We start from the raw sequence: 14,057 nt of genomic DNA, 5'->3' as shown, positions 1-14,057 counted from the left end.
TCATTAATCACTTTATCCATTATATAATGATATCTTAGACAAACAAAAGCCTGGCGTGAAAACCAGGCTTTCCATCATTATGTCATCCATTTAGGCGGACTGTTTTTATCCCAATAAATCTCACCAATTTCGTGGTGGTTTTCAAAACCATCACTATTTAAATGATAATGGAAGTTAAACCAGTATCCTTCTAACGGCCGGTTGTCACGCCGAACATGGAATCGTGCAATATCTTTTTTTGTTCGATTATCATATATATTAAAAATCTTTTCACCCAGACCCTGTGATGGCCGCTCAGTAATGTTGTAAAAAGGGACTTCGTCTTCTCCTGCTTCTGCTAAAATCATATTAAGGGATTCCTCAATTTTAGGCAAAATAGCAGTCATGAAATCGTCTTCTACATGTGTTACAATCTTAGGCCCCATTTTGGTGAATGTCTGCTCTTTGGCTTTTTTGGTTATTTCATTAATAAAGATTTCTTCATCGGGAATTTGATCAGTTTCCGTTTGATTAATAACCTCAGGTAAAGCAACTGAAACGGATTCATCAATATCCGACTTCGGTGAAATAGCCTCACTATTTTCCTCTGCTTCTCTATCCAGAGAAATTTGCGGGACATAAATCCCTAAGGTCATAATTGCGATAAGGATAACTGAAATTTTTCTGAACCATAGTTTCATAGAAAATATCCCCTTTAATGTACTCTATTAAATTTTACCATGTTAAAGAGAAATGTCTACATTATTCTCTTATTTTATTTAAAAGATTGTTGACAAAAAGGTGTAAACTGCGACACTGAGCAATGTTTATTTCCGCTTCGGACAATCGCACGCTTCAGCTTCCTCGGAAGCATAAACCGCTTCCTGTGGGATCTTCAGCTGTTGCTTCGACGAACAGGACGTTCTAGTACCGGCGTTGGTCACAGGACATGACCGGTTTTAGCCGGTGATCCGCAGGAGTCGACTGCCCTATGCTCCAATAAACCGCCATGTTTGCGAAGGAAATACACGGAGACTCCCTGCAGGAAAGCTCGGCGCGATTCACCTGAAAAGCGTAGTGTATTTCCGAAGTGGTGTCATAGCACTCTAGCATTTTTCTGCATTATGTCAGTTTATATCTAACTGCAATTAATTCAATTTTTCTACGTCTGTTACAGTGAAATTATTTTTGTCCATATCTTTTTTTATGCTGTTTACCATTTGTTCGTTGGCTTCTTCAGGAAGAACAATGCATACCCTTCTAACATATTTAGAGCCATTATTCAGCGAAATAACACTCTGCACATTACAGTATTTATTAACAATTTTAAGCATCTTTCTTAGGACCCCGGCGTATTCAAGCGTTCCAATTGTTAGGGAATAGCTTCCAATGTTTGCTCCCCAGGCATTCTCCAGCACCTGAATGACATTTCCGTTTGTTAATATCCCAATAAATTCTTCTGAATCATCAATGATTGCAAGAAAAGGAAGACGCTTAATCGAAGAAAATACCTTAAAGAATTGATCATCTTCTTTTACATAGCCATCCTGATCAGAAACAAGCTCCTTCAAGGCTCCATCGAGGGAATGTTCTCTTTCATATTCAAGTAAATCAACTTTGTAAATATTACCGACGTATTTAGACTCTGATTCATCCAATACTGGAATACAGCGATAACCGGTTTCCTCCAGTTTATTTAATGCATATTCCATACTGTCAATTTCTTTAACAAATTTAACATCATGTTTACTTACATAATCATTTTTTATAAGCATTTTGTTTACCTCCTAATTTCTCTTATACTATGAATTATTAAATATATTTTTACTATTTTCCTATATTTTCATTATAATATCAATAGTTAGAAAATTAAATCATTAAACCTGAAATACAGAGGAATACTTTTTCCTGTACTTCTTGTCTTCTTCTTTTTCAATTAAATTTAGTGCTGTGTTCTTTATCTCTGCTTCATTCAATACTTCATACAAATTACTAAGGTTTTTAATAATATCGAAGCGAATTAATGTGTAGTTTTTTTCGGAAGGGCAATTATTAAAACGATTAACGAGGTGCTTGATAACCATCTCTTTTTGCTCAGTACCTGCAAGACCTACCTTCCACATTGATTGCAGACTATGTCTGGCTGTAACAAATTTTTTATCTTTTGTTACTTCCCATACTGCTGAAAAGTCATGTAATATCCTTTTTTCGGGGTCACTTTTTGCCAAACTGCATAAAAACTGTGCAGCTCTGGCTCTTTCATGATTATCAGAATTCGTTAAATCAACCACCAATTGATCCCAAACCTCGTATGCCCAGTCCACTTCAACTTTGGTAGCGTCAAGAATATTGTTAAAAGCCTCATATTGTAAGTTCTTATCACCGGATTGTAAATTTTCAAAATAAGTCTGTATCGTATTATCCATTTGATTCCTCCTTCAAGATCAAAATCTGTAACTTAAGTATAGATGAAAGTTTAGTTAAATTAAAAGTTTAAGATAAGCGTAATTATGGATTATCAATTTTTGCACTCTTTAGATTATTAGTGTATAATAGTAGTTTCATCGAAATGACTCCATTTTCGTTTACATAGTAATAATAGAGTCACTTTCGGAGAATATCCCATGTCTATTAAGGATTTGAACATATAGTAAACCTCAGATCTTTTTCCTTGTTACCAACACCTAACTATGACATTGAAGTACTAAAGGAGGAGCTGCATGGATACAGTGCAAGATGTTTTAAAAAAGGAAGACCAAATTGCCAAAGATTATGTGAATAAAGTATATAATACAGTTGAAAAACGTAACCCCAACGAATACGAATTTCTTCAAGCAGTAAAGGAGATATTCGACTCTCTAATTCCCGTATTTGATAAATATCCTAAATATATTAATTACGGCATACTAGAAAGAATTGTCGAACCGGAAAGAGTCATAACATTTAGGGTGCCATGGGTGGATGACCTCGGCACTGTACAGGTGAATCGCGGATTTCGTGTTCAATTCAACAGTGCACTCGGGCCATATAAAGGCGGTATGCGTTTTCACCCTTCTGTGAACACCAGCATTGTTAAATTTTTAGGGTTTGAACAAATTTTCAAAAACTCACTGACAGGACAGCCAATTGGAGGCGGAAAAGGCGGATCTGACTTTGACCCTAAGGGTAAATCAGAGTTGGAAATAATGCGATTTACACAAAGCTTCACTTCCGAATTACACCGATATATCGGGCCGAACATCGATGTGCCAGCAGGCGATATTGGAGTCGGCTCCAGAGAAATCGGCTTCATGTTTGGGCAGTTTAAAAAATTAAGCGGCGGCTTTGAAGCAGGCGTATTGACAGGTAAAGGACTTGAATACGGCGGAAGTCTAGCACGTCGTGAAGCTACTGGCTATGGCACTGTGTATTTTGTTCAGGAAATGATGAAGGACAAAGAACTTGACTTCAACGGAAAAACTGTAGTTGTATCAGGCTCAGGCAATGTCTCCATCTACGCGATTGAAAAGGCTGTAGAATTGGGCGCAAAAGTTGTGGCTTGCAGTGATTCTGATGGCTTTATTTTTGATAAAAATGGAATAAATCTTGAGACGATAAAAAGACTGAAGGAAGATGGATCAGAACGAATCAGTGAATATGTGAAAGAACATCCTCATGCTCTGTATTCCGAGGATTGCAAGGATATCTGGTCAATCCCATGTGACATTGCTTTGCCATGTGCGACACAAAATGAAATTGATGAAGAAACTGCAAGAATGCTAGTAGCGAATGGAGTTAGTGTCGTCGGTGAAGGTGCGAACATGCCTTCTACATTGGAGGCTATCAATGTATTTCTGGACAACGATATTATCTTTGCGCCGTCAAAAGCTGCCAACGCTGGAGGCGTAGCTGTTTCTGCTTTAGAAATGGCACAAAATAGCGGGAAACTATCATGGTCATTTGAAGAAGTCGATATAAAATTAAAAGAAATCATGAGAGATAACTATCGGAAAAGCATTCAAGCTGCAGAGGAATTTGGAACACCTGGCAATTTGGTGGCAGGTGCAAATATTGCTGGATTCCTCAAAGTGGCTGATGCTATGGTGGCACATGGTATTACCTAATAAAATCAACTAGGAAGAGGCTGACATTAAAGTCAGCCTCTTATAACTTTACAAACCACTTATTTTAATTCTGAAGGATGCTTCATGAAAAATGGTACTGCTTCAACCCCCGCCATGCGAGCGTATGTAAATAATTGACCTTTATGGTGTATCTCGTGATCAATTGCATTAGAAAGCCAGAAACTTCCTGGCGCAATATCTTTGTTGAACTCAACTTCATCTGTTAGTTGTGATTTGGAAAGAGATTTTAGATCCTGTTTGGTTGTTTCCGTATATTTCTTGAGAATCTCGCGTACATCACGCATTGTCTCATAATTTGATTCCTCTTGTGGAGGAGTGAACTTTCCATTTTTCACCGTTTTAACAAACATGTCCATCGATGTTGCTATATGAACCGCCAAATCGCCTAGTGACTTCGCATTATCCCAAGGTTTGTACTGAACTTGTTCGTCATCCACTTGTTCTAGCAATTCTTGCACTACTAGCCTATGTTTCAACCAACCATCAACAACTTCATCCATTGTACTCATCTATAATCCTCCTATTAAATTAACTTTTATAAATATACTACATCTACTATGCTACATTATTTGCTATAATTTCAAATAAAAAGGGACCCCCTGATTTTTTAAAATAATTCCGCTGTATGATAGTTCTGATCTTCCACCTACAGGATAACCACATCACAATGCTTCTTTGGTATATGCTTTACTTTTTATCCACTTCGTACAACTAATTTGGCTAAATATGAAGCGTTTGTGTTTATGTGATTTTTTAATCGGGAATTCTACCTATAAACAACTCGACAAGGAGTGATCCAGCATGGAACAAATTCTTTTTATTCAAACTGGCACCGGAATAGATGTGCATGGTCAAAATGTCACAAAAGCTTCGGTTCGCGCAGTTGAAGATGCAATATATGGAAACTCAATGCCAGGGATTGCGAAAAGCCTTCCTGGTCAGCGGATTGAAAATATGAAAGTAAATGTTCGCCTGGCTGTTCCACTCGACCGTGATAACTTAGACATTGAAGAAGTAAAAGATATCATTCCATATGGTACGGTGACCGTCGATGTTACAGACGGTGGAATGGCTACTTCGAGTGGAATTATTCTCGAAGATAAACAGGATGACAATGATTTAATGTATATCGTAAATGCTGCCGTTGAGGTAGGCTATTAAAAGTCTGCTGGTTAGATTAGGGGACACTTGATGATTCTAGGTCTTACCTATGACTACTAACTTTCACGATTAAATTCACAGTGAAGAAAGGCTTGGTTTTTCTAAAAGCTGTTTTTCATTCTAATAGCTGTGATAAACTAAACGCCATTCTTTCAGATATTTAGCGGACACAGGAGCCTCTATTTCGGTTAAAAAGTGCTTTTTGAGGGATACGCGGACACAGGAGCACTTATTTAACATATATCCAAGTGATATAGGGCTAATTTTAGCAAATAAGGTATCTGGTGTCCGCTTAAACCTTAATATTACTTGTTTTCCATAAAATAAGGTCCCTCATGTCCGCTAAAGTGCTTCCGTACAACAACGACACTAGGAGTTACCAAGCAATTTATCTATATACAGTCTTTTTTTTGGGTCATACGACATTTAATGTTGTTTGTATTATTTTTTTTCAAAAATAATACTTTGTGTAACTATATTCGATTCTCAGGACAAAGAAGTGGCAATAAAATATCGACAATTTTGTGGAAATTTAAAAATACTGAGGTAATCGCTGCGATGGCTGGTTTTCATGATGGCTTGGCTGAATTGGCAGTCTATCCCAAATATGGAAGTGGCTGAGACAAAAGTTTTTTAGAAAAGTAAAATCCGAGCTATGATTCAAAATTCTTCAAATAGAATTCGAGTTAGTTCGGATTTATTTTTTATTGCTGATTAGATATAAACTGCGACATACTTTTTAAAAAGTTTGAGTGCTATTATGCCGCTCCGAAAATACACTTCGCTTTCCGCGGGCGGCTGTCGAGCCTCCTCGTGCTCCGCACTGTGGGTCTCGCCGTTGCCTTTCCTCCCGCAGGATTCTACGTGTATTTCCTCCGCTGTATTTGCTCACTTATTCAATAAAATAAATACATGTTGTGATGATATAAACAAGATTTTAGACCCTCTAAACCAGCAGATGGAATATGCGAGACTCCTGTGGGACAGCGAGCCAAAGAAGACCCCACAGGGAGCGTTCTATGCGAGCGAGGAGGCTCGTCGTGAGCCCACGGAAAGCGAGTATATTCCAACTGCGTGGTTAGAGAACTACACTAAATACTACGAATTGGTTACCTTCAGTCTACTTCGCAGTTTATAATAATTAGTATTTGAAAATGAACGTTCTAAACATCTTATCCTGTTATTATTCGTCTTTAGTTATGTTCCAGGCTTTTTCTTTATTACTGGAATTCATGCTCTGCCAAGGTTGTTGCAATTGAATCCTCAATGGAGGAATCCGCATTGCCTAAATAATTATTTAGCATAATGGAAAATACCAATTCTTTTCCATCTTGTGACGTGACATAGCCGGAAAGCGTTGACACACCAGTTAATGAGCCAGTTTTGGCTACAACATTACCTTGGGCTGGCGGTGACGTCATACGGTATCTAAGCGTGCCACCAACAAGACGTTCTGGTGCACCAGCAACCGGCAGGGCGTTTTCAAATGCCGGAAACCAGCTTTTGTCCTGAATTGCAGCCAAAAATTTGGTAAGTTCATTGCTCGGAATCATGTTTTTGTGGGACATACCTGACCCGTCTCGCAAAAGGATTGTATCACGGTTTACGCCAAGGTCAGCTGCCACATCTTCAATGACATCGATTCCTTTATCCCAGCTTCCTTCGCCATGTACCACTTTCCCCATTTCTTTTGCTAGAATTTCACCGTGGCCGTTGTTGCTCAATTTCATGAACGGAATAAAGAGCTCTTCCAGAGTCATCGATTTCCTTGAAGCAAGTACAGTTGCATCCTCAGGTGCTACACCTCTTGTCACATCCGAATTTCCTGTCAGTTTAATGCCATTTTCCTCAAGTGACTTTTTAAATACATCAAGCGCATATCCTGTCGGCTCCCAAACAGAAACCCAGGACCTGGAGCGTGTCCCGTCAACAGGAATGGTTCCCTCAATTAAAATATCATTTGTTCCGTGCTGCCGTTCAATAGAAATGTCCTTGTTTTCGCCTGCTGGGACTGTTTTGGCCTCATTGACAATCGTGACATAGTCGGTTGCAGGCGTAACACTGACGTCTGGCTCGCCGCCAGGTTCATCAGCTGGATAAACCTTAACAATAACCGTTCCCGCATCATAATCTTCATTTGGGGACAAGGATAGCGCTGAAACCTGTGCCCCCGTATAATAAGGCTCGTCAGACCAGTTTAGGTCCAGTGACAGGCGGATATCATCATACCAGCTATCATCACCCATTAAATCGCCCTGAATGACACTGACGCCTTGATCTTTTAATTCGTTTGCAAACTGATCCAGATCACCTTTCATCAGTGTCGGATCACCTTTTCCTTTCAGATATAAATTTCCATGAAGGGCATTCCCTCTGATATTACCGTCCGTCAGTACCTCTGTGGTAAATTGATAATCTGGCCCCAATGTCTCCATAGCTGCTGCACCTGTCAGCAGCTTCATATTAGATGCCGGATGAAGGCGTTCATCACCAGAACGCGCATAGAGTTGTTCACCAGTATTAGCTTCTCGAACACTGACACTTTTACTCGTTCCTTCCAGACTTTCGTGACGGAGAATTTCGTCAAGCTTGTCCGCTAACTGATCATTCTCATTTACTGTTTCTGCCGTATCTTCAGATGCTGTTACAAAGGGTTTCTCCTGACTGGCAAATAGTATAACAACAACCATTGCCAGAAGGAAAAACAGAAATAACTGCTTAACATACCCCTTTGTGATCATAAACTGTTCACATCCTTTTAGATTTATTTGAATATTTTCAATTATACTAAAATATCATCTTAATTTAACCCTATTTTCGACAAAATCATTCCATTCACCTATGTCCGGCAAAAATATAGTCCATAATATCCGGTTTTAATTAACTATTTCAATGGTAGAAAACTAGCTAATAAAAAACCCCTTCCTAGATATTATCAGGAAGGGGGTACTTAACTAGATTATTAAATATTAAACTGTGCGCTTAAATTTTTACAACACTATTCGTCTCTGCGGCTTCCAGTATACCGAGGACCACTTTGAGTGATGACAGTGCATCCTGGCCAGTTACAAGTGGCTCTTCATCAAGGCGGACACAGTTGATAAATGCGTTGATGACACCAGTATTTGTCTGGTTATCATTCGTTTGGATAGCCTCAAGCTGATAATTTACCTGTTCACCATCTTTGGTAATCACTTCAATCTGATACTCAGGATCGTGATAAATTTTCATAATTCCTTTTTCACAATAGATAATTGTGCTATTGTCTTCCTCACCGTAATAAGTCCAGGAAAAGGCTGCTGTACCAAGTCGGCCTTGTTTTGTTTTCAAATTGGAAACGATGTTGTCACAAACTTCAATTGGTTCACCGTTTTCGTCAACTTTATCAAGAGCTCCTTGAAAAGCACTTACTTGTTCGATTTCATCGTCCAATAAGTAATGGATCAGGTCTAGCTTGTGAATACCTAAGTCACCCGCAACACCGAATCCTGAGCGGTCTTTTTTGAAGAACCATGTTGAGTTTGTTTTGTTCACACCCCAATGCTCTGGGCCCTGATGCCCAAAAGTAGTTCTAAATGTGAGAATTTTACCAAGTTCACCATTGTTAAGTATTTCCTTGGCTTTTTGGTGAGCACGGGTAAATCGCTGATTGTGATCCACCATTAACTTTTTCCCGGATTTCCTTTGCGCCTCGACCACTTCATTTGCATGTTCGATTGTAAGGGAGATAGGCTTCTCACATAGGACATGCTTCCCACTAAGCAGTGCTTTGGTTGAAAACAAGTGATGATTTTCATTTGAAGAACAGTCACTAATAACCTGTACTGAGGGATCTGCTAACAATTCATCAATGGTTGTTGCAACGCTTCCGTCAAACAGCTCCGCTAATTCCGCTGACCGCTCCGGGTTTCTATCATAAAAAACAATTTCACTTACATATGGATTTCCCTTATACTCTGGTGCATGACGAAACTTAGCGATTGAACCACATCCGATAATACCTGCTTTTATATTCAAATGACCGCCTCCTATTCTCTCTTCTGAAATACTACTGCTATAATTATAATTAAACCTTTTACCAATCCTTGAAGGTGTGGAGAAACATTCATCAAGTTCATCGTATTATTGAGAATGCCCAGAATCAGCACACCAAAGAATGTTCCAATGATTTTTCCCTTGCCTCCGGTCATTCGAGTACCACCAATGATAACTGCTGCAATAGCATCCAATTCATAGAGCATGCCGGAGCTTGATGACGAAATTGAATTCAGACGTGATGTTTCAATTATTGCTGCCACACTGACAAGTAAACCTGCTAAACTGTAGACGCCAAGCTTCACACGATCAACACGAATTGCTGATAAAACAGCTGCTTTCTCATTACTGCCAATAGCATATACATATCGTCCAAACCGTGTTTTATGCATTAAAATATATACACAAGCGGTCATAATGAGGAATATAATAATCGGATAATCAATCATCCATAAATCGGAATTCGCAATAGCCGTAAATCCAGATACTTCCCCAGACATACTTCCACCGTCGGCAATATATAATGCGATGGAACGAGCTGCCGCCATCATCCCAAGCGTGGCAATGAACGATGCAATTTTTCCCTTGGCGACCATTAACCCATTGAGCAGTCCCGCGAATGAGCCAACAATAAATGCTGTTAAAACAGCTATAAAAATGCTACCTGAAGCATTTAATGCTATTACCGTAATTACACCAACAAGTGCCAGGACAGAACCAACTGATAAATCAATACCTCCGGATAACATTACAACGGTCATCCCTAATGCAATAATACCGATAATCGAAACATGCATTAATATATTTAGCTGATTATTGATGTCTAAAAACCTTGGGCTCATTATCGATGCAGCTATAAATATAATCAGGAATGCAATAATGACACTGTACTCTGACCATAACCAGGAAAGCCTGCTAGGATTATTCGATTTGCTTGTTTGATGATTGGTCTCTTTCCGTTCTGTATTAGCCAATTGTTACGACCTCCCTTTTCGAGCCAGTTGCATAACTCATAATACCGTCTTCTGTTGCATTTTCCCCTTTAAACTCAGCAGTTATTTCACCTTGATACATGACATGAATATTATGGCAAATCTTTAATAATTCAGGTGCCTCAGAAGATAAAATAATTACGCCCTTTCCTTGTTCAGCTAATTCAATAATATGTTGATAAATCTCACGTTTCGCCCCTACATCAATCCCTTGTGTAGGATTATCGAAAATAATAATATCCGTATTTACTTCAAGCCATTTGGCAATAACAACTTTTTGCTGGTTACCACCACTTAACTTATCAATTGTTACTCCTGGATTAGCTACCTTAATATTTAATTTCTCTTTATAATACTGAAACTTACTCTTCTCCACTTTCTCCTGGATAAAGCCTGTTTTTTCAAAATGTGCCATAGAGGATAAGCTCATGTTATGAACTACACTTAAATCTTTAATAATTGCATTTTCCTTTCGATCTTTCGGGACAAGGCCTAATCCAGCTTTTAATGCATGTTTGGGATGACTTATATTTACCACTTGACCGTTTATCTTTATTTCACCGGTGTATTTTTTTCGATAGCCAAACAGACTTTCAAACAGCTCTGTTCTGCCGTCACCAGCTAATCCTGTAAAACCGGCAATTTCGCCTTTATGGACCGTAAAATTAATATCATTAAAGAATTCTTTATCTGTTAAGTTGTTCACTTCTAACGCTGCCGGTCCAAATTCATGCTCTTGTACAAACCGGTCCTCAGATACTGATTTTCCTACCATCAGGTTGGTGATTGTATCTAAGATCTCATTTTCCATACTGCCACCGCCAACCAGTTCCCCGTCACGAAGTACTGTATAGCAATCACAGACTTCTTTTATCTCTTTCAATTTGTGGGAAATATAAATAATTGAAACACCTGACTTTTTCAGGTTCTTCATTAGTTCAAACAACCGATCCACTTCATGTTCTGCTAATGCGGATGTCGGTTCATCCATAATAATAAGTGTGGAATTATGTAGTAGAGCCTTTGAAATTTCTATTAATTGTTTATACGAGGTATCTAGATTTCGTACATACTCTTTAGGATTTATTTCAACACCTAACTCAGCAAGTACTTCACTTGATTGTTTACACATTTCTTCTACTTTTACAAAACCCATTTTATTGCAAAGTTCTGAGCCTAAAAACATATTTTCATAAACTCGCAGATCTGATACAACATTCAGTTCCTGGTGAATAAAACTAATCCCATGCTGTTGTGAAACTCTAGGATTGGTCATTTTAGCGTTCTTCCCATTTACATAGATAGTACCATTATCAGGTTGATGAACCCCACCTAATATGTTCATTAAGGTTGATTTCCCGGCACCGTTTTCTCCTAGTAACGCATGTATTTCTCCGTGCTCCACTGTCAGCGAAACATCCTTTAAAACAGGAACGTTATTAAATGATTTTTTGATGTTCTTCATGGCCATGAAAGGATTTGTAGACATGTATTATACTCTCCTTTTATAGGAAAAGAGGAAATACAGTAGTGGTTTTCACACATGCTGTATTTCCTGATATTTTATTAGAATTTTGAATCTGGATTGTAATACTCTTCAACATTATCTTTTACAACCTTCGTTGCTTCTTTTACCACCATTGATTCTTCTGGATCCTCACCTTGCGCTATATCTGCTGCAATTTTCACACCATCTCTAACCATTGTTGGTGAATAGAGGAAAGTTGCCGAAATTAAACCGTCATCTTTAATACTTTCGAATACGCCTTTAGCTCCGCCTGCACCAGTTACGAATTGTATATCCTCACGTCCTGCTTCTTTAATTGCCTGAACGACACCAAGAGCCATTCCATCATCCTGTGTGAATACAGCATCGATTTCTGGCTGGGCCTGGAGAATATTTGACATAACCTCTAATGACGTTTCAGTTGAAAATTCTCCACTTTGTGAAGCGACTACTTCAATCCCTTCTGCACCATCCATTGCTTCTTTAAATCCTGCACCGCGCTGCTCTGTTACTGAGCTCGGAGGACCTGTTATTTCAACAACTTTGCCTTCCCCGTCTAACTGTTCAATAAAATACTTACCAGCGTTCACACCGATTCCTTCGTTGTCACCTTTAACAACAACCGATGCTGCATCGTTTTCAAGTTCACGGTCAACAATTACTAATGGAATTCCAGCATCCTTAACTTTTTGTCCTACCGGTGACAGTGCCGCTGATTCGATTGGAAGCATTACAATAACATCAACACCCTGTGAGATTAAATCGTCAACATCATTTGCCTGCTTATTTGGATCAGCTGCATTGGTCATTACATAATCAATGCCTTCACTTTCTTTGATTTCTTTTGCCTGATTTTCCGCATTTTCAATTAATGCTCCCATCCATCCATGTGTTGCAGATGGCAATGAAATCCCAATTGTAAGACTATCATCTCCGCTTTCACTTTTTCCTTCTTCACCACATGCTGCCAAACTAATTACCGCTGCTAATGCCAAACATAAAACTAGTAATTTCTTCAACAAATTTCACCCCTTAGTTTATTAATGAAACGCTCTCCTTATAATGTAATCGATTACATCGACATCTAAGGCCAGCGCTCTATTATCAAAATACTATTCAATAACAGAGCGCTACTCTTAGTTGCCTTATCCTGAGGTTGATTCGCGAATAACGAGTTCATGATCTAATATAATACTCTCAATATCAGCACCTTTTATCTTATCAATCAGCATCTCCGCGGCTATCGTGCCCATCCTGTGCATTGGCTGTGCGATTGTTGTCAGTGTTGGATTTGTCATGTTTGAAAAATCAATCTTATCAAAGCCTACAACTGCAATGTCATTAGGTACACTTAGACCATGGCTGTTAATTTCCTTTAATGCCCCAATTGCTAATAAGTCTGATACCGCGAACACTGCTGTCGGTCGGTTTTTTGAGCCTAATATTTTCTTCATTGCATGCTGACCATACTCAAATCCTAATTGCTGTGTGTAATAAATGTGGTCTTCATTAACAGGTATGTTGTGTTCTTCCAATGCCTTCCTATATCCAGCTTTACGTTGACGTGCGTATAAGTATTTTTCATCTGTATTTATCAAAGCAATATTTTCATGCCCAATTTTAATCAAATGTTTTACTGCTCGATATGCGGCTTCCTCATTATCAATTGTTACATATGGTATTCCGCTGTCTTCTGAGTATTCGCTGCATTGGATAATTGCATGACGCTCGGCCAGTTCAGTTAAAGTGTCAATGTTTACAGCCGGATCCATTGAAATTATTCCATCAGCCATTTTTTTCCTGACTAGATCAAAGTAAATGTTCTCCCGCTCAGGATTTGAATCCGTTTCACATAAAAGAATATTGTAATTCTGACTTAGTGCTGCAGTTTCAATTCCATTAATTATGTCCAAATAAAATGGATTTGCAATTTTTGGTATTAGAATTAAAAGAATTCGACTTTCCGAGTTTCGTAGGTTTCTCCCCAGCAAACTTGGTTCATAATTTAATTTTTTAATTGCATCTTCTACTTTAATTCTTGTTTTGGCGGTTACCGTACTTTGCCCATTTAATACCCTGGACACCGTTGCTACGGAAACTCCTGCTTGTTTAGCAACCTGCTGGATGTTTGCCATCTTTTATGTCCTACTTTCCATCATATCAATTTACTATTTGATTGTAATCGTTTACAATTTTTATAGTAATCGATATCAAATTATCTGTCAATACAAAAATTTAATTTATATAAAACTATTGATT

General features: G+C 38.5%; 12 protein-coding genes. 2 read left to right on the top strand and 10 right to left on the bottom strand.

Features of this window, described 5'->3' with window-relative positions; all coding sequences use genetic code 11:
- Positions 1–77: 77 nt before the first annotated feature.
- From BLS02_RS00825 to BLS02_RS00815, 3 genes are all read right to left on the bottom strand, one after another.
- Positions 78–680 carry a YpjP family protein gene (locus tag BLS02_RS00825; protein ID WP_092491074.1) on the bottom strand — a complete coding sequence of 201 codons (603 nt, stop codon included), beginning with the start codon at positions 678–680 and terminating at the stop codon, positions 78–80.
- A gap of 447 nt (positions 681–1,127) precedes the next feature.
- A complete protein-coding gene (gene cbpA, locus BLS02_RS00820; RefSeq protein ID WP_092491073.1) occupies positions 1,128–1,754 on the bottom strand; it encodes a cyclic di-AMP binding protein CbpA in 627 nt (208 codons plus the stop codon).
- A gap of 102 nt (positions 1,755–1,856) precedes the next feature.
- Complete coding sequence (locus BLS02_RS00815) at positions 1,857–2,405, bottom strand: hypothetical protein (protein ID WP_092491072.1); 549 nt, start codon at positions 2,403–2,405, stop codon at positions 1,857–1,859.
- A gap of 294 nt (positions 2,406–2,699) precedes the next feature.
- Between BLS02_RS00815 and gdhA the strand changes: the two genes are divergently transcribed.
- Positions 2,700–4,082, top strand: a complete 1,383-nt coding sequence (gene gdhA, locus BLS02_RS00810; RefSeq protein WP_092491071.1) for an NADP-specific glutamate dehydrogenase — start codon at positions 2,700–2,702, stop codon at positions 4,080–4,082.
- 59 nt (positions 4,083–4,141) lie between these two features.
- Here gdhA and BLS02_RS00805 read toward each other — a convergent pair whose 3' ends face one another.
- Positions 4,142–4,612 carry a DinB family protein gene (locus tag BLS02_RS00805; protein WP_092491070.1) on the bottom strand — a complete coding sequence of 157 codons (471 nt, stop codon included), beginning with the start codon at positions 4,610–4,612 and terminating at the stop codon, positions 4,142–4,144.
- A gap of 292 nt (positions 4,613–4,904) precedes the next feature.
- Here BLS02_RS00805 and BLS02_RS00800 point away from each other — a divergent pair, with 292 nt between their 5' ends.
- Positions 4,905–5,264, top strand: coding sequence for a Lin0512 family protein (locus BLS02_RS00800; RefSeq protein ID WP_092491069.1), 360 nt, complete (start codon positions 4,905–4,907; stop codon positions 5,262–5,264).
- A gap of 1,220 nt (positions 5,265–6,484) precedes the next feature.
- Here BLS02_RS00800 and dacB read toward each other — a convergent pair.
- From dacB to BLS02_RS00770, 6 genes are all read right to left on the bottom strand, one after another.
- Positions 6,485–8,005 (bottom strand): D-alanyl-D-alanine carboxypeptidase/D-alanyl-D-alanine endopeptidase, encoded by a 1,521-nt coding sequence (gene dacB, locus BLS02_RS00795; RefSeq protein ID WP_092491068.1) that lies wholly within the window; start codon positions 8,003–8,005, stop codon positions 6,485–6,487.
- A 241-nt stretch (positions 8,006–8,246) separates the two neighbouring features.
- Positions 8,247–9,281, bottom strand: coding sequence for a Gfo/Idh/MocA family protein (locus tag BLS02_RS00790; RefSeq protein ID WP_092491067.1), 1,035 nt, complete (start codon positions 9,279–9,281; stop codon positions 8,247–8,249).
- Positions 9,282–9,292: 11 nt separating this feature from the next.
- Entirely contained in the window at positions 9,293–10,273 is a 981-nt protein-coding gene (locus tag BLS02_RS00785) for an ABC transporter permease (RefSeq protein WP_092491066.1), read from the bottom strand.
- Entirely contained in the window at positions 10,266–11,780 is a 1,515-nt protein-coding gene (locus tag BLS02_RS00780; protein ID WP_092491065.1) for a sugar ABC transporter ATP-binding protein, read from the bottom strand. The genes BLS02_RS00785 and BLS02_RS00780 overlap by 8 nt, the downstream gene beginning before the upstream one ends.
- Positions 11,781–11,857: 77 nt before the next feature.
- Complete coding sequence (locus tag BLS02_RS00775) at positions 11,858–12,817, bottom strand: substrate-binding domain-containing protein (protein ID WP_092491064.1); 960 nt, start codon at positions 12,815–12,817, stop codon at positions 11,858–11,860.
- A 126-nt stretch (positions 12,818–12,943) separates the two neighbouring features.
- Positions 12,944–13,933: a LacI family DNA-binding transcriptional regulator gene (locus BLS02_RS00770; RefSeq protein WP_092491063.1), complete on the bottom strand. Its 990-nt coding sequence runs from the start codon at positions 13,931–13,933 to the stop codon at positions 12,944–12,946.
- Positions 13,934–14,057 lie beyond the last annotated feature (124 nt).

This window comes from Virgibacillus salinus (assembly GCF_900102415.1).
GTDB classification, from domain to species: Bacteria; Bacillota; Bacilli; order Bacillales; family Amphibacillaceae; genus Lentibacillus; species Lentibacillus subterraneus.
Note: the sequence above shows the minus strand (reverse complement) of the source record. Positions and strands in the feature narration are given on the sequence as shown.